This window comes from Candidatus Pelagibacter sp. Uisw_134_02, from assembly GCF_047720265.1.
In the GTDB taxonomy this organism is placed as follows: Bacteria; Pseudomonadota; Alphaproteobacteria; order Pelagibacterales; family Pelagibacteraceae; genus Pelagibacter.
Window position 1 is genome coordinate 439,653 of record NZ_CP159813.1, and the last position, 16,701, is coordinate 456,353.

Here is a 16,701-nt window from a genome sequence, read left to right on the forward strand (position 1 = left end):
TTGAGTGATGGTGCCCCCGCACGGAGTCGAACCGCGGACCTATTGATTACAAATCAATTGCTCTACCAGCTGAGCTACAAGGGCATAATTGATTTCTATTAAGAAATCTTAAACTAATCAAGAATTTTTTTTTAAATATCTTAAGTGATGAAAGACAATTGCTGCACTATTAGAGATATTTAAGCTTTCTACGTCTTTATTTATATCTATCTTAACAAAAAAATCAGTATATTTTCCTGTATGTTCTCTCATACCAAAACCTTCAGATCCAAATAAAAGAACATTTTTTCCTTCCCATTTTATATCTGTAAAGTTTTTTTCTCCTCTAGCATCAAAACCATATACCCAAAAATTTTTTTCTCTTAAATTTTTAAGAGTCGAGTTTATATTGACTACTTCAAAAATATTAATGTGTTCCATACACCCGCTTGCTGCTTTATACATAAGCTTACTGTCCGACGGAAATTGTCTTTCTTTAACTATCAATCCATCTATATGAAATGAAGCTGCACTTCTAATTAATGATCCAATGTTTCTAGGATCTGTTACCTCATCAATACAAACTAATGTTAAATTATTTTTTCCTTTTATGAACTCCTTAAGTTCTGGTTGATCTATATGTTCAACCTCAGCAATATAGCCACCATGCATCATTTGATCTTTTGAAGTATATTTGTCTAGCTCTTTTTTTGATTTAAAATAAACCTTTACATCCTCAAGCACATTATTTTTTGGATTTTTTCTATGAATATTTTTTTTACTTTCTTCAGTTAAAAAAACTTTCAAAACTTTCCTTTTTGGGTTTCTTAAGGCTTCTATTACTGCATGTTGGCCAACAATTAAAAAAGATGATTTATTCATAAATTATCTTTATTTTATACGTATTTTCCTCCATTTTCACAGTAAATCTCGTGTTGCAATTGCATAATAAAAATATATAAAACGCATGTTGTTTGAAGCTTTATTGAACAAGGGGACACTTCCCCAAAAAGGAGGGGTTCCAGAGCGGTCAAATGGGGCGGGCTGTAAACCCGTTGACTTCGGTCTTCGAAAGTTCGAATCTTTCCCCCTCCACCATTCAATAAATTTTTTTATAGCAATGGAGTGTTATTCTTGATGTTGTGCGGGTGTAGTTCAATGGTAGAACGCTAGCCTTCCAAGCTGGATGTAAGAGTTCGATTCTCTTTACCCGCTCCAAGAAAAAAAGAAATTATTAATAAAACTAAAACTGAGGTAAAAACGTAATGTCAAAAGAAAAGTTCGTAAGAAATAAACCACACTGTAACATTGGTACAATTGGTCATGTCGACCACGGTAAAACAACATTAACTGCTGCGATAACAATTACGCTAGCAGAAACTGGTGGAGCAAAAGCTGTTGCTTACGATCAGATTGATAAAGCTCCCGAAGAAAAAGAAAGAGGGATTACAATTTCAACTGCTCACGTTGAATATGAAACTGAAAAAAGACACTACGCTCATGTTGATTGTCCAGGTCACGCTGACTACGTAAAAAATATGATTACAGGCGCTGCTCAGATGGATGGAGCTATTTTGGTAGTTAATGCTGCTGATGGTCCCATGCCTCAAACTAGAGAACATATTCTTTTAGGAAGACAAGTTGGTATTCCTGCAATTGTTGTTTACTTAAATAAAGTAGACCAAGTTGATGATAAAGATATGATTGAACTTGTAGAAGAAGAAATTAGAGAGCTTTTAACTTCTTACAAATATCCAGGTGACAAAACCCCTATCGTTAAAGGATCTGCTTTAGCAGCCGTTGAAGGTAGAGATGAAGAGATCGGAAAAAATTCTATTATAGAATTAATGAAAGCTGTTGATGAGTTTATTCCTCAGCCAACTAGAGAAGTGGATAAACCATATTTGATGCCAGTTGAAGATGTTTTCTCAATTTCTGGAAGAGGAACAGTTGTAACAGGCAGAATAGAATCTGGTGTTATTAAAACTGGTGAAGAAGTTGAAATCGTTGGTATTAGAGATACAAATAAATCAGTTTGTACTGGAGTTGAAATGTTTAGAAAACTTTTAGATTCTGGTGAAGCAGGAGATAACGTTGGTGTACTTTTAAGAGGTGTTGAAAGAGCTGATGTTGAAAGAGGACAGGTTCTATGTAAACCTGGCTCAATTACACCACATACTAAATTTGAAGCTCAGGCATATGTACTTAAAAAAGATGAGGGTGGAAGACACACTCCTTTCTTTACTAAATACAGACCTCAGTTTTATTTTAGAACGACTGACGTAACTGGAGAAGTAACATTGCCAGCAGGAACTGAAATGGTTATGCCTGGTGATGATGCAAAATTCACCGTTACATTAATTACTCCAATCGCGATGAATGAAAAATTGAACTTTGCTATTCGTGAAGGTGGTAGAACAGTTGGAGCTGGAGTAGTAACTAAAATTATAGAGTAAACTCTATAGGAGTGTAGCTCAATTGGTAGAGTGCCGGTCTCCAAAACCGGAGGTTGAGGGTTCAATTCCCTCCGCTCCTGCCAATAAGCTTAACAGTATATTATGAAAAACCCGATAAAATTTATCCAAGAAGTTAAACAAGAGGCATTTAAAGTTTCTTGGCCCACTGGAAAAGAGACCATGCAAGGTGCACTAATGGTATTTGCTATGGCTGTTGTTATGTCCCTTTTCTTTTTGCTTCTTGATCAAGTACTTAAGTTTTTATTAGAAGCTTTACTAAAGGTAAGCATTTAATGAAAAACTGGTACATTGTTCAATCTCACTCAAATTTTGAAAATAAGGTTGCTGGATTAATTAGGGAGGAAGCTGAAAAAGCAAAAATTTCTGATAAAATTGAAGAGATTGTTGTCCCAACACATGATGTAACTGAGGTAAAAAGAGGTAAAAGAATTCAAAGAAAGAAAAAATATTTTCCTGGTTATGTTTTAATTAAAAGCGAAATGGATAATGACCTTTATCATTTAATCAAAAATCTGAAGCGTGTAAGTGGGTTTCTAGGATCAAAAGGCATTCCGGTTCCTGTTTCTGATAAAGAAATAGAAAAAATATTAGGACAAATAAAAGATGGTGTAGCTCAGCCAAAATCTGGTATAGAATACAGCATTGGTGAAAAAGTTCAGGTTGTTGATGGTCCTTTTGCATCATTCAGTGGTATGGTTGAAGATATAGATGAAGAGAAATCTAGACTTAAGGTTTCGGTTTCAATATTTGGAAGACCAACACCAGTTGATTTAGAATATAACCAAGTAGAGAAAGTAAGTTAATGGCAAAAGAAATTAGTGGATATATAAAATTACAGATAATGGGTGGACAGGCCAATCCAGCGCCACCAGTTGGTCCTGCGTTAGGTCAGCGTGGAATTAACATAATGGAATTTTGTAAAGCCTTTAATGACAAAACAAAAGCGTTTGCTGGAAAACCAATTCCAGTTATTATAACAGTTTATAAAGATAAAAAATTTGATTTTGAAATTAAATCACCTCCTGCATCACATTTTATTAAAGAGGCAGCTAAACTTAAAGGCGGATCAAAAGAGCCAGGTAGAAGTATTGCTGGATCAATTACTAAAAAACAAGCAGAAGATATCGCAACACAAAAAATGAAAGATCTTAACGCTCATGATCTTGAGCAGGCAGTAAAAATTATAGCAGGATCTGCAAGATCAATGGGTATAGAGGTTAAAGACTAATGCCATCAAAAAGATTTAAACAATTACCAAAAAAAACAAAAGACTTAACGGCAGATTCAATTGAAAATCTATTAATTGCAGTTAAGAAAAACTGTACAACAAAATTTGATGAATCAATTGATTTAAGTTTTCAAGTAAATAACAAACAAAAAAAAGGCGAAGTAAACATTAGAACTGTAGTTAACTTACCTGGAGGAACTGGAAAAAAAGTTAAAGTAGGTGTTGTTTGTGAAGATGCTAAAGCTCAAGAAGCAAAAGATGCTGGTGCAGATATAGTTGGCAGTGATGAATTCATTGATAAAATTAAAGCCGGTGAACTTAATTTTGAAAAGTTAATATGTACCCCAGGAATGATGATTAAACTTTCTAAGTTGGGAAAAGTTTTAGGACCCAAAGGATTGATGCCTAACCCAAAATTAGGATCTGTATCTGATAATATCAAACAAGCAGTAACAGATGCTAAATCTGGTCAAGCTGAAATTAGAAATGACAAAGATGGAAATATTGGTGTAAGCATAGGTAAAAAATCTTTTCATGACGATCAATTACTTAAAAATTTTCATGCAATTTTAGATACTTTAGATAAAGAAAAAGGAAACCTAACTTTAAAAGGAGACTTAATAAAAAATACTTTTGTAACCTCAAGTATGGGTGTGTCTTACAAAGTAAAATTAGGAAAAACCATATAGTTATGATGAACAAGGAACAAAAAAAGAATTATATTAAACAAATGGAAACCCAGTTTCAAAACAATGAAGCTGTAATGGTAACTCATTACCAAGGTCTAACAATGTCTCAACTTGATGAGTTAAGAGGACAAATGAGAGAGCATGGCATCAAATTCACTATAACTAAAAATAAAATTACTAAAATAGCACTTGAAAAAACTAAGTGTAAGGAACTTTCTAATTTATTTACAGGTGCAACAGCTGTAGCTTTTTCTGATGACGCAATTATATCAGCTAGAATTTTATCTAAATTTGCAAAAACAAACGAAAGTTTAAAGCTTTTAGGTGGAATTATGGGTAATGAAGTTCTAGACCAAGCTGCAGTTCAAAATGTAGCAAATTTACCAACACTTGACGAGGCAAGAGCTAATATTGTGGGAATTTTAGCAACCCCAGCATCAAAATTTGTAAGTATTTTACTTGCACGTTCTGAAAAAATGAGTAATTTGACGTCAGAAAATTCTGAAAAACAACCCAAAGAAGTATAAAAAATATGCCTGATCTAAATAAAATTATAGAAGATTTATCAAGTTTATCTGTTGTTGAAGCAGCTGAACTTTCAAAACAACTTGAAGAAAAGTGGGGTGTTACAGCTATGGCTGCAGCAGCACCAGCAGCAGCAGCAGCAGGTGGAGCTGCCGAAGAAGCTAAAGATGATTTTACAATCATGTTAATTTCAGCTGGTGATAAAAAAATTAATGTTATCAAAGAAGTTAGAGCAGCAACATCTTTAGGTCTTAAAGAAGCAAAAGATTTAGTAGAGGGTGCACCTAAAGAAGTTAAGTCAGGTGTAAACAAAAAAGATGCTGAAGAAATCAAAGCTAAGCTGGAAGCAGCTGGCGCAAAAGTAGAGCTTAAATAAATTAATTAGAAAGAACTTAATTGCTGGTTAATACAATTAACTAGCAACTGATTTTAAATGCAATTATCTTTTACTGAAAAGAAAAATGTAAGAAAAAGCTTTGGAAAGCTTGCAGAGACATTATCTATTCCCAATTTAATTGAAGTCCAAAAAAATTCTTACAAACAGTTAACAGATTTAGATCCAGAAGCAGGAGATTTGTCAAAAGGTTTTGATAGAGTTTTTAAAAGCATTTTTCCTATTGAAGATTTAAATGATAAAGCAACTCTAGAATATATTACTTATAGATTAGAAAAACCAAAATTTGATACAGAAGAATGCATTCAAAGAGGCTTGTCTTATACTTCTGCACTTAAGTGCACATTAAGACTTGTTGTTTATGAGATAGATCAAGAAAATAATACAAAAGATATTTTGTCAGCAAAAGAACAAGAAGTATATATGGGTGAAGTTCCAATGATGACTGATAGTGGAACGTTCATAACTAATGGTGTACAAAGAGTTGTTGTTAACCAAATGCATAGAAGTCCAGGTGTTTTTTTTGATCACGATAAAGGAAAGTCACACGCTAGTGGTAAACTTCTTTTCAATTGCAGAGTTATACCAAATAGAGGTTCGTGGTTGGATCTTGAGTATGATGTAAAAGATTTTTTATATTTTAAAATAGATAGAAAAAAAAAGATATTTGCATCTACTTTATTAATGGCCCTAGGATTTACAAAATCTGAAATTGCCAGTGAATTTTATGAAAAAGAAACTTACACATTTGACTCCAAAACTGAAAAATGGAAAACAAAATTTAATCCTGAAAACTATAAAGCGAAAAATTTTTCAGAAGAAGTTATAGATGCAAAAAATGGAAACATTGTAATTAAACTAGGTGATAAAATTAACTTCCTAACTGCAAAAAAACTTGCTAATGATGGTCTTAAAGATATTTTAGTTTCTCAAGAATCTCTTTTTGGAAAGTATTTACACAAAGATGTTAAGGTAAGCGATGACGAAGAAGTGGGTACTTTTAAAATTGGTACAGAGCTAAATGATACTATTATTAAACAAATTTTAGAAGCTAATATAGATACTATTGAAGTTTCAATTACAAATTCAATCAATAAAGGACCTTATTTACTAACAACAATTTTAAATGATAAAAATAACTCTAAAGATGAAGCGATCACAGAAATTTATAAAGTACTAAGACCAGGTGAACCACCCACAATAGAAATCGCCACTCAAATCTTTAATAATTTGTTTTTTAGTTCTGATAGATATGATCTTTCTGATGTTGGTAGAGTTAAAATGAATTCAAGATTAAACCAAGAATGCTCAGATAAAATTACTATTTTAAGAAATGATGATATAATAGCTATAATTCATAAAATGTTAGATCTTCGTGATGGTAAAGACGAAGTTGATGATATTGATCACCTTGGAAACAGAAGAGTTAGATCTGTTGGTGAACTTGTTGAAAATCAAGCTCGAATTGGTGTTTATAGAATGGAAAGAGCCATCAAGGAAAAAATGACAACTCTTGATATAGAGTCTGCAATGCCACAAGATTTAATTAATGCTAAACCCTTAACAGTTTCTTTAAAAGATTTTTTTGTTAGCTCTCAGCTTTCACAATTTATGGATCAAACAAATCCATTATCAGAAATAACTCACAAAAGAAGAGTTTCCGCTTTAGGACCAGGAGGGTTAACTAGAGAAAGAGCAGGATTTGAAGTTCGTGACGTTCACCCAACTCATTATGGAAGAATTTGCCCGATTGAAACACCAGAAGGACCAAATATTGGATTAATTAATAGTTTATCTACATATGCTAAAATTAATAAATATGGTTTTATTGAAAGCCCATACAAAAGAGTTAAAAATGGTGTTGTTGAAGATAAGGAAGAATATTTATCAGCAATGGAAGAAACAAAATATACAATTGCACAAGCAAATACTAAAGTTGATAAAAATGGTAAAATTTTAGAGGAATTAGTTTCTTGTCGAGAAAACTTAAACTTTATATTATCTAAGCCTGATAATATTGATTATATTGACGTTTCACCAAAACAATTAGTTTCTGTAGCAGCTTCATTGATACCTTTTTTAGAAAATGATGACGCAAACAGAGCACTAATGGGATCTAATATGATGAGACAAGCTGTACCCTTATTAAAGCCTGAATCTCCTTTGGTTGGAACTGGTATCGAAAGAGATGTAGCTCTTGATTCTGGTGTAACGATTGTTGCGAAACGTGATGGTACAGTTGATAAAATTGATGGTAAAAGAATTGTCATCAAAGCGACAGAAGAAACAGATTTTACAAAATCTGGTGTGGATATTTATAATTTACAAAAATTTAAAAGATCAAATCAAAATACATGTATAAACCAAAAACCTTTAGTTCGAGTTGGTGATAAGGTTAAATCAGGAGATATTATTGCTGATGGACCTTCAACAAAACTGGGTGAACTGGCGCTAGGGAAAAATGTTACTGTAGCATTCATGCCTTGGCAAGGTTATAATTTTGAAGATTCTATTTTGATTTCAGAAAGATGTGTAACAGATGACGTGTTCACTTCAATTCACATTGTGGAATATGAAGTTATGGCTAGAGATACCAAGCTTGGAGAAGAAGAAATCACTAGAGATATACCAAATGTCAATGAAGAAGCTTTAAAAAATCTAGATGAATCTGGAGTAGTATACATTGGAGCAGAAGTAAAAGCAGGAGATATTCTTGTTGGTAAAGTTACTCCAAAAGGCGATTCTGCATCTGGACCTGAAGAAAAATTATTAAGATCAATTTTTGGTGAAAAAGCAATTGATGTTACGGATACATCTTTAAGAATGTCGAGAGGTAGTAGTGGGACTATTGTTGATGTAAGAGTATTTAATAGACACGGTATAGAAAAAGACGAAAGATCTATAACCATTGAAAGAGCTGAAATTGAAACAGTTCAACAAGACAAAATTGTTGAAGAAGAAATTTTAGAAAGAAGCATTAAGCAAAGAGCTAACCAAATTTTTTCTGGAGCTTCTTTAACTAAAAAAATTAAAGACCTAGATGTAGGTACTACGCTAGATCTTGAGACCATAAACAAGATTAATATTAATGATATTTTTAAAATTACAGTTGGCAATGTTAATAACGAAGCAAGTGTTGCTCAATTAAAAGATCAATATAATCAAGCAAAACAATCTATTTTAGAACGATTTGAAGACAAAGTACTTAAAATTAGAAGTGGTGATGATTTATTACCAAGTGTAATGAAAATGGTTAAAGTTTTTGTTGCTATCAAAAGAAGATTAAGACCAGGTGATAAAATGTCTGGGAGACATGGAAATAAGGGTGTTGTAAGTAAAATTGTTCCTGTAGAAGATATGCCTTATCGTGAAGATGGTAGACCTGTAGACATTGTTTTAAACCCACTAGGTGTACCAAGCCGTATGAACGTTGGTCAAATTTTAGAAACTCACCTTGGTTGGGCCTGTAAAGAATTTGGTGAAGAAGTTAAAAGATTAGTTAATGAAAATAATAAAAAATTTGAAAAGACAGAAAAAATCTCATCATTCTTAAAATCTGTTTATGGAAAAGATGTTTTTGATGGTGGTATAGAAAAGCTAAACAAAACTGAATTTAGTGATTTATGTGAGAACTTACAAAATGGTATTGCAATTTCTACGCCGGTATTTGATGGTGCTAAGGAAAATGATGTATCTAAAATGCTTGAATTAGCCAAATTACCAACTTCTGGTCAAACTAATTTATGGGACGGAAGAACGGGAGAGATGTTTGATAGACCAGTTACAGTTGGGATTATATATATGCTAAAACTGCATCACTTAGTAGAGGATAAAATTCATGCTAGATCAACAGGGCCATACAGTCTTGTTACTCAACAACCCCTTGGTGGTAAGGCTCAATTAGGTGGTCAAAGATTTGGAGAAATGGAAGTCTGGGCACTAGAAGCTTATGGTGCTTCTTACACATTACAAGAAATCTTGACTGTTAAGTCGGACGATGTAGCTGGAAGAGTTAAGGTTTATGAAACAATAGTTAAGGGTGAGGAAAATTTTGAGTCTGGCATACCAGAGTCTTTCAACGTTTTAGTAAAAGAAATAAAATCATTAGCATTAAACATTGAGTTAAACTAAGTATGAAAAAAGAATTAACAGATTTATTTAAAAATAGCGAAATTTCAGAAGCTCAAAATTTTAATAGTATTAAAATTACTTTAGCCAGTCCTGATAAAATTAAATCTTGGACTTATGGTGAAATAAAAAAACCTGAAACAATTAATTATAGAACTTTTAGACCTGAAAAAGATGGTCTATTTTGTGCTAGAATTTTCGGACCAATCAAAGATTATGAATGTTTGTGTGGTAAGTACAAAAGAATGAAATTCAGAGGAATTATTTGTGAAAAGTGCGGTGTTGAAGTAACCAAATCTAACGTTCGTAGAGAAAGAATGGGACACATTAATCTAGCAACGCCAGTTGCCCATATTTGGTTTTTAAAGTCATTACCTAGCAGAATTTCTCTTGCTGTTGATATGAAACTTAAAGAAGTTGAAAGAGTTTTGTATTTTGAAAACTTTATAGTTATAGAGCCTGGTTTAACTGGTTTACAAAAAAATCAACTTTTAAATGAGGAAGAGTTAGCAAAATATCAGGACGAATTTGGAGAAGAATCTTTTGAAGCTGGAATTGGTGCTGAAGCAATTTTATCAATCCTTAAATCAATGGACCTTGAACTAGAGAAAAAACTTTTAGTTAGCACAATTAAAGAAACTAAATCTAAAGTTAATGAAGAAAGATCAATTAAAAGACTTAAGTTAATAGAGTCATTTATTGAAACTGGGCAAAAACCAGAGTGGATGATTTTAACTGTCATACCAGTTATTCCACCAGAATTAAGACCACTAGTTCCTTTAGACGGAGGAAGATTTGCGACATCTGATTTGAATGATCTTTATAGAAGAGTTATTAATAGAAATAATCGTTTAAAGAGATTAATGGACCTTAAGGCCCCAGATATTATTGTAAGAAATGAAAAAAGAATGCTTCAAGAATCTGTTGATGCATTATTTGACAATGGTAGAAGAGGCAGAGTAATAACAGGCACAGGTAAGAGACCACTTAAATCGTTAGCAGAAATGCTTAAAGGTAAACAAGGTAGATTCAGACAGAATTTATTAGGAAAACGTGTAGACTATTCAGGTAGATCAGTAATTGTAGTTGGTCCAGATCTAAAACTTCATGAATGTGGATTACCAAAAAAAATGGCTTTGGAGCTTTTTAAACCATTTTTATATGCAAGATTAAATAAATTAGGTTTAGCTTCGACAATTAAACAAGCTAAAAAATTAGTAGAAAAAGAAACTAATGCAGTATGGGATGCCTTAGAATTGATAGTTAGAGAACACCCTGTATTGTTAAACCGTGCACCAACACTTCATAGACTAGGTGTTCAAGCATTTGAGCCTAAATTAATTGAAGGTGATGCAATTGAACTTCATCCATTATGCTGTGCTGCATTTAATGCAGACTTTGATGGCGATCAAATGGCTGTGCATGTTCCATTAAGTTTGGAAGCGCAACTAGAAGCTAGAATTTTAATGCTATCAACAAATAATATTTTAAGCCCATCAAATGGTAAGCCAATTATCGTTCCCAGCCAGGATATGATTTTAGGTTTATATTATTTGTCACAAGCACCATTTCAAACAGAGAAACCTGACGGTTACTTTATAAATAATGATGAAATTGAACATGCATTATCAACTGGTCAAATAAAAGTACACTCTACTATTGTTTCAAGATTTGAAACAATAGATGACAAAGGAAATAAAAAAATTGAAAAACATACAACAACTGCTGGAAGGTTTTTATTAGCAAATTTATTACCTAAAAATAAAAATATCACTTTTTCAATGATTGATAGGTTATTGCCTAAAAAAACAGTTTCAGAAATTATTGATAGTGTATTTAGATTCTGTGGTCAAAAAACTACTGTTATTTTTTGTGATCATTTAAAAGATTTAGGTTTTAAACATGCTTTTAAAGCAGGTATATCGTTCGGTAAGGATGACTTAGTTATTCCTGCAAACAAAGAACAATTGATTGACGATACTAAAAAATTAATAGCAGATTATGAAAATCAATATTCAGAAGGATTGATTACCAGAGGTGAAAAATATAATAAAGTTGTTGATGCTTGGTCTAAATGTACTGATAAAGTAGCTGGTGAAATGATGAGAGGTATTTCTGCTACTGAAAGTACGCCTGATGGAATGAAAATTAACTCTGTATTTATGATGGCTGACAGTGGTGCGAGAGGATCTGCTGCTCAAATGAAACAATTAGCTGGCATGAGGGGTTTAATTGCAAAACCTTCAGGAGAAATTATTGAAACACCTATTATTTCTAATTTTAAAGAGGGTCTTACAGCATTAGAATATTTCAACTCAACACACGGAGCAAGAAAAGGTCTCGCAGATACAGCTTTAAAAACAGCTAGTTCTGGATATTTAACTAGAAGACTTTGTGATGTAGCACAGGATTTAACAATTTCAAAAATTAAATGTGATAACCCAGGCTTCATAGAACTTGCTGAAATACTAGAAGGAGGAAATGTAGTTGTAAGTTTATCAGAAAGAGCCTTAGGTAGAGTCACAGCTTTTGATGTAAAAAATCCTATTACTGGGGAAGTTGTAATAAAAAAAGATGTTATGATTGATGAAGCAGGTTGCGATAAAATTGATGCAGCTGGTGTTAAATTTATCAAAGCATATTCCGTAATGACGTGTAGCTCTAAAAAAGGTGTTTGCGCTACTTGTTATGGTCGTGATTTATCGAGAGGAAAAATGGTTCATGTAGGTGAGGCTATTGGTATGATTTCAGCACAATCTATTGGAGAACCAGGTACTCAGCTAACAATGAGAACTTTTCACGTTGGTGGTACAGCTTCAGTTAAACAAGAGTCCCAAATTATTACAAAGTCTGCGGGAACATTAAAAATTATAAATTCTAATTTATTAGAAGATTCTAAAAAAAATTTAATAGTGATGGGAAGAAACACTCAATTATCTATTGAGGATGATCAAGGTGTTCAAGTTGCAGTTTATAAAGTAGCATATGGATCAAAATTATTTTTTCAAAATGGTGAAAAAATTAAAGCAAATGAAAAAATTTGTGAATGGGATCCTTATACAACCCCAGTTATTGCTGAAAAAAGTGGTATAGCAGGGTATGTTGATTTGATTGATGGTGTATCTATTCAAGAAACTACTGACGATGCAACTGGTATTTCATCTAAATCTGTAGTTGATTGGAGAGCTCAATCTAAAAATACTGATTTAAAACCAAGAATTACATTAAGAGATGACAAAGGAAATGTAATTAAAAAAGCTGATGATAATGAAGCTAGATATTATCTGGTTCCAGATTCAATTTTATCAGTTAAAGATGGTCAAAAAATATTTGCAGGTGATATAATTGCTAGATTACCAAAAGAAACCACTAAAACAAAAGATATTACAGGAGGACTACCACGTGTAGCTGAATTATTTGAGGCAAGAAAAGCAAAAGATAGTGCAATTATTGCTGAAAATGATGGACAGGTGATATTTGGCAAAGAGGTTAGAGGTAAACAGAAGATTTCAATTCAACCAGAAACAGGTGAACCTTCAAATTATCTAATTCCAAAAGGTAAACACATAAACTTTAATCAAGGTGAAAAAATTAAAAAAGGAGAATATTTATTAGATGGGCAACCTTTACCTCATGACATCTTAAGAATTCTTGGTATTAAAGATTTAACAGAATATTTTGTTAATCAAGTTCAAGAAGTTTACAGATTACAAGGTGTAATTATAAATGATAAGCATATTGAAACTATTTTAAGACAAATGCTTAAAAAAGTTGAGGTTAAAGAATCAGGTGATTCTTCTTACTTGCCTGGTGAAATGATTGATAGAATAAAATTTGATATTGCAAATGAAAAGTTGGTTACGGAAGGTAAAAATCCAGCTGCTGGTGAGAGAGTTTTAATGGGCATCACTAAAGCTTCACTTCAAACAGAGTCTTTTATCTCAGCTGCATCATTCCAGGAAACAACAAGAGTTCTTACAGATGCTGCGATCAAAGGTAAAGTTGATCCTCTTAATGGATTAAAAGAGAACGTTATTGTGGGTAGATTAGTTCCAGCTGGCACTGGTCACATTAAAAATAAATGGAATAAGAATGCTCTTGAGGCAGACAATAAATTTTTAGCTGATAAAGATAAAATAGAGCCATCAGACTCTATAGAAACATCAGTAAATTCCTAAAAAAAACAGATTTACCTTGTAGTTTTAGTTTGACAAAGCAGAATTAAATAGTATTTTGGCGGTATTTTTGGTTGGAATGTAGTACCTGCTTAATGGAACTAAACGCTGCCACAAAATAACCTGCCAGTTATTTTCACTCAAAAATATATTAATTAATTAAAAATATTTATGCCAACTATTAACCAGCTGTTAAGAAAAAAAAGAATTAAACCTGTTGCTAGAAATAAAGTTCCTGCACTTCAAAAACAACCTTTAAAAAGAGGTGTATGTGTAAAAGTTTATACAACGACGCCAAAAAAACCAAATTCAGCTTTAAGAAAAGTTGCAAGAGTTAGACTGTCAAATGGTTTTGAGGTTACAGCTTATATTGGTGGTGAAGGTCATAACCTTCAAGAACACTCTGTTGTTTTAATTAGAGGTGGTCGTGTAAAAGATTTGCCGGGTGTTCGTTATCATATTCTTAGAGGAAACCTAGATACCCAAGGTGTTGCAAATAGAAAGAAACGAAGATCTTTATATGGGACTAAAAAAGGTAAATAATTATGTCTAGAAAAAAAACACAACCAAAAAAAGTTGTTACCCCAGACCCAATTTTCAAATCAACGATAATTCCTAAATTAATTAATTCAATAATGTATGATGGTAAAAAAGTTGTTGCTGAAAAAATCGTTTATGAAGCAATAGATAAAATAAAATCAAAAACAAAAGAGGAACCAATTAATGTTTTTAATGAAGCGATAAATAATATCAAACCTACAGTTGAAGTTAGATCAAGAAGAGTAGGTGGTGCTACTTATCAAGTTCCTGTTGAGGTTAAAACTAAGAGAGCTCAAGCTTTAGCAATTAGATGGTTGGTTGATGCGTCAAGAAAAAGAAAAGACAAACATATGTCAGATAAAATTTTTAATGAATTGTATGATGCTTATGAAAAAAAAGGTTCTGCAGTTAAAAAAAGAGAAGATGTGCATAAAATGGCGGAGTCAAATAAAGCTTTTGCTCATTTTAGGTGGTAATAAATTATGGCTAGAACACATACATTAGATAAATATAGAAACATCGGTATCATGGCTCACATAGATGCAGGTAAAACTACTACAACTGAAAGAATTTTATACTACACAGGAAAAAGTCACAAAATTGGAGAAGTGCATGATGGTGCAGCAACAATGGACTGGATGGAACAAGAACAAGAAAGAGGCATCACAATAACTTCAGCAGCAACTACTTGTTTTTGGAATGACCACAGAATTAATATTATTGACACTCCTGGCCATGTAGATTTTACTATTGAAGTAGAGAGATCATTAAAAGTTTTAGATGGAGCAGTTTGTGTTTTTGATGGTGTTGCAGGTGTAGAGCCTCAGTCTGAAACTGTATGGAGACAAGCTGACAAATATAAAGTTCCAAGAATATGCTTTGTTAACAAGTTAGATAGAACAGGTGCTGATTTTTATAGATGTGTTGAAATGATTAAAGATAGACTAGGCTGTAAGCCACTACCTATTCAAATTCCTATAGGAATTGAGGCTGATTTATCAGGTGTAGTAGATTTAGTAAAAATGAAAGCTCAAGTTTGGAAGAATGAAGCGCTTGGTGCGGAATGGGAATACAAAGAAATTCCAGATGATTTAAAAGAAATTTCTCAAAAATATAGAACTGAACTTGTCGAAATGGCTGTTGAGCAAGATGAAAAGCTTATGGAAGGCTATTTAAATGGTGATGAAATTAAAGAAGAAGACTTAGTAAGATGCATTAGAGAAGGAACATTAAATTTCAGTTTTGTTCCAATAACTACTGGTTCAGCTTTTAAAAATAAAGGCGTTCAACCATTACTAGATGCAGTTATTAACTATCTTCCAAGCCCAATCGACATTGGTTCTATTGAGGGAACAAAACCAGGCAGCGAAGATATTGTCAAAATGAAATTTGATGACGGTACTGGATTTTCTGCTTTGGCTTTTAAAGTTGCAAATGATCCATTTGTAGGGTCACTAACTTTTATTAGAATTTATTCAGGAACAATCAGAACTGGAACTGCAGTTTATAATACCTCAAAAGATAAAGAAGAAAGAGTTGGTAGAATGCTATTAATGCATGCAAACTCTAGAGAAGACATTAAAGAAGCTAATACTGGTGATATCGTTGCTTTAGCTGGTTTGAAATATACAATAACAGGTCATACGCTTTGTGATGAAGCAAACCCAGTTCTATTAGAGCCAATGGAATTTCCTGAACCAGTTATCGAGATTGCTGTTGAACCTAAAACAAAAGCTGACCAAGAAAAAATGGGAGAAGCATTAGGACGTTTGGCTAAAGAAGACCCTTCATTTAGAGTTACATCAGATGAAGAATCTGGTCAAACAATTATTAAAGGAATGGGCGAGTTACATTTAGATATTATTGTAGATCGAATGAAAAGAGAATTTAATGTTGAGGCTAATGTTGGTGCTCCACAAGTTGCTTATAGAGAAACTCTACAAAATTCTTCAGAATTTGAATACACACACAAAAAACAAAGTGGTGGTGCTGGTCAATTTGCAAAAGTTAAACTTTTGGTCGAACCTCAAGAACCAGGTGCAGGTAGATCTGTTGAAAGTAAAATTAAAGGTGGATCAATTCCTAAAGAGTTTATTCCTGGTGTTGAAAAGGGAATAGAAACAATATCAGACGGTGGAATTTTAGCTGGATTTCCAATGATAGATTATAAAGTTACAATTTTAGATGGATTACACCACGATGTTGACTCTAGTGTTCTTGCATTTGAATTAGCTGGTAGAGCTTGTTTTAAAGAGGCTTGTACTAGAGGCACATTAAAATTACTTGAACCGGTTATGAGAGTTGAAGTAGTAACTCCCGAAGACTACATGGGTGATGTTATTGGTGATCTAAATAGTAGAAGAGGTCAAATTAGTACTCAAGAACAAAGAGGTAATGCAACTGTAATTACCGCTATGGTTCCTCTAGCTAATATGTTTGGCTATATAAACAGCTTAAGATCTATGTCTCAAGGAAGAGCTCAGTATTCAATGTTTTTTGATCATTACTCTAAAGTCCCACAAAATGTTCAAGATGAAGTAACTAAAAAGATTGCTGGATAATTATT

The 16,701-nt window shown here is 32.7% G+C and carries 13 protein-coding genes and 4 tRNA genes; 15 read left to right on the top strand and 2 right to left on the bottom strand.

What is annotated here, in order from left to right; genetic code table 11:
- Window positions 1-8 precede the first annotated feature (8 nt).
- Window positions 9-84: transfer RNA gene (locus tag ABXT56_RS02350), tRNA-Thr, on the bottom strand.
- Between the two features lie 33 nt (window positions 85-117).
- Complete coding sequence (rlmB, locus tag ABXT56_RS02355; protein WP_415300916.1) at window positions 118-861, bottom strand: 23S rRNA (guanosine(2251)-2'-O)-methyltransferase RlmB; 744 nt, start codon at window positions 859-861, stop codon at window positions 118-120.
- A gap of 130 nt (window positions 862-991) precedes the next feature.
- Here rlmB and ABXT56_RS02360 point away from each other — a divergent pair.
- The 15 genes from ABXT56_RS02360 to fusA all read left to right on the top strand — a co-directional run bounded on the left by ABXT56_RS02360 (window position 992) and on the right by fusA (window position 16,696).
- Window positions 992-1,077 (top strand) — tRNA-Tyr (locus tag ABXT56_RS02360).
- Between the two features lie 46 nt (window positions 1,078-1,123).
- A tRNA-Gly gene (locus ABXT56_RS02365) sits at window positions 1,124-1,197 on the top strand.
- Between the two features lie 47 nt (window positions 1,198-1,244).
- The gene (gene tuf, locus ABXT56_RS02370; RefSeq protein ID WP_415300918.1) at window positions 1,245-2,435 is read left to right on the top strand and encodes an elongation factor Tu; all 1,191 of its coding nucleotides are present in this window, start codon (window positions 1,245-1,247) and stop codon (window positions 2,433-2,435) included.
- Window positions 2,436-2,442: 7 nt separating this feature from the next.
- Window positions 2,443-2,518: transfer RNA gene (locus ABXT56_RS02375), tRNA-Trp, on the top strand.
- 19 nt (window positions 2,519-2,537) lie between these two features.
- Window positions 2,538-2,729 (top strand): preprotein translocase subunit SecE, encoded by a 192-nt coding sequence (secE, locus tag ABXT56_RS02380; protein ID WP_415300920.1) that lies wholly within the window; start codon window positions 2,538-2,540, stop codon window positions 2,727-2,729.
- On the top strand, window positions 2,729-3,259 hold the full coding sequence (gene nusG, locus ABXT56_RS02385; RefSeq protein WP_415300921.1) for a transcription termination/antitermination protein NusG: 531 nt from the start codon (window positions 2,729-2,731) through the stop codon (window positions 3,257-3,259). The genes secE and nusG overlap by 1 nt, the downstream gene beginning before the upstream one ends.
- Window positions 3,259-3,684, top strand: coding sequence for a 50S ribosomal protein L11 (rplK, locus tag ABXT56_RS02390; protein ID WP_415300923.1), 426 nt, complete (start codon window positions 3,259-3,261; stop codon window positions 3,682-3,684). The genes nusG and rplK overlap by 1 nt, the downstream gene beginning before the upstream one ends.
- Window positions 3,684-4,373 carry a 50S ribosomal protein L1 gene (gene rplA, locus ABXT56_RS02395; RefSeq protein ID WP_415300925.1) on the top strand — a complete coding sequence of 230 codons (690 nt, stop codon included), beginning with the start codon at window positions 3,684-3,686 and terminating at the stop codon, window positions 4,371-4,373. Before rplK ends, rplA begins: the two co-directional genes overlap by 1 nt.
- 5 nt (window positions 4,374-4,378) lie before the next feature.
- Window positions 4,379-4,900, top strand: coding sequence for a 50S ribosomal protein L10 (gene rplJ, locus ABXT56_RS02400; RefSeq protein ID WP_415301370.1), 522 nt, complete (start codon window positions 4,379-4,381; stop codon window positions 4,898-4,900).
- Between the two features lie 5 nt (window positions 4,901-4,905).
- Window positions 4,906-5,274: a 50S ribosomal protein L7/L12 gene (gene rplL / locus ABXT56_RS02405; RefSeq protein ID WP_415300927.1), complete on the top strand. Its 369-nt coding sequence runs from the start codon at window positions 4,906-4,908 to the stop codon at window positions 5,272-5,274.
- 57 nt (window positions 5,275-5,331) lie between these two features.
- Entirely contained in the window at window positions 5,332-9,423 is a 4,092-nt protein-coding gene (rpoB, locus tag ABXT56_RS02410; RefSeq protein WP_415300929.1) for a DNA-directed RNA polymerase subunit beta, read from the top strand.
- Between the two features lie 2 nt (window positions 9,424-9,425).
- The gene (rpoC, locus tag ABXT56_RS02415; protein WP_415300931.1) at window positions 9,426-13,598 is read left to right on the top strand and encodes a DNA-directed RNA polymerase subunit beta'; all 4,173 of its coding nucleotides are present in this window, start codon (window positions 9,426-9,428) and stop codon (window positions 13,596-13,598) included.
- Window positions 13,599-13,766: 168 nt separating this feature from the next.
- Window positions 13,767-14,138 carry a 30S ribosomal protein S12 gene (gene rpsL, locus ABXT56_RS02420; protein WP_006996807.1) on the top strand — a complete coding sequence of 124 codons (372 nt, stop codon included), beginning with the start codon at window positions 13,767-13,769 and terminating at the stop codon, window positions 14,136-14,138.
- A gap of 2 nt (window positions 14,139-14,140) precedes the next feature.
- A complete protein-coding gene (rpsG, locus tag ABXT56_RS02425) occupies window positions 14,141-14,611 on the top strand; it encodes a 30S ribosomal protein S7 (protein ID WP_415300933.1) in 471 nt (156 codons plus the stop codon).
- 6 nt (window positions 14,612-14,617) lie between these two features.
- The gene (gene fusA, locus ABXT56_RS02430; RefSeq protein WP_415300935.1) at window positions 14,618-16,696 is read left to right on the top strand and encodes an elongation factor G; all 2,079 of its coding nucleotides are present in this window, start codon (window positions 14,618-14,620) and stop codon (window positions 16,694-16,696) included.
- The last annotated feature ends 5 nt before the right edge of the window (window positions 16,697-16,701 follow it).

Excerpts from the sequence above, each read along its gene's own strand:
- rlmB (WP_415300916.1), bottom strand. The coding sequence starts at position 861 with ATGAATAAATCATCTTTTTTAATTGTTGGCCAACATGCAGTAATAGAA.
- tuf (WP_415300918.1), top strand. The coding sequence starts at position 1,245 with ATGTCAAAAGAAAAGTTCGTAAGAAATAAACCACACTGTAACATTGGT.
- secE (WP_415300920.1), top strand. The coding sequence starts at position 2,538 with ATGAAAAACCCGATAAAATTTATCCAAGAAGTTAAACAAGAGGCATTT.
- nusG (WP_415300921.1), top strand. The coding sequence starts at position 2,729 with ATGAAAAACTGGTACATTGTTCAATCTCACTCAAATTTTGAAAATAAG.
- rplK (WP_415300923.1), top strand. The coding sequence starts at position 3,259 with ATGGCAAAAGAAATTAGTGGATATATAAAATTACAGATAATGGGTGGA.
- rplA (WP_415300925.1), top strand. The coding sequence starts at position 3,684 with ATGCCATCAAAAAGATTTAAACAATTACCAAAAAAAACAAAAGACTTA.
- rplJ (WP_415301370.1), top strand. The coding sequence starts at position 4,379 with ATGAACAAGGAACAAAAAAAGAATTATATTAAACAAATGGAAACCCAG.
- rplL (WP_415300927.1), top strand. The coding sequence starts at position 4,906 with ATGCCTGATCTAAATAAAATTATAGAAGATTTATCAAGTTTATCTGTT.
- rpoB (WP_415300929.1), top strand. The coding sequence starts at position 5,332 with ATGCAATTATCTTTTACTGAAAAGAAAAATGTAAGAAAAAGCTTTGGA.
- rpoC (WP_415300931.1), top strand. The coding sequence starts at position 9,426 with ATGAAAAAAGAATTAACAGATTTATTTAAAAATAGCGAAATTTCAGAA.
- rpsL (WP_006996807.1), top strand. The coding sequence starts at position 13,767 with ATGCCAACTATTAACCAGCTGTTAAGAAAAAAAAGAATTAAACCTGTT.
- rpsG (WP_415300933.1), top strand. The coding sequence starts at position 14,141 with ATGTCTAGAAAAAAAACACAACCAAAAAAAGTTGTTACCCCAGACCCA.
- fusA (WP_415300935.1), top strand. The coding sequence starts at position 14,618 with ATGGCTAGAACACATACATTAGATAAATATAGAAACATCGGTATCATG.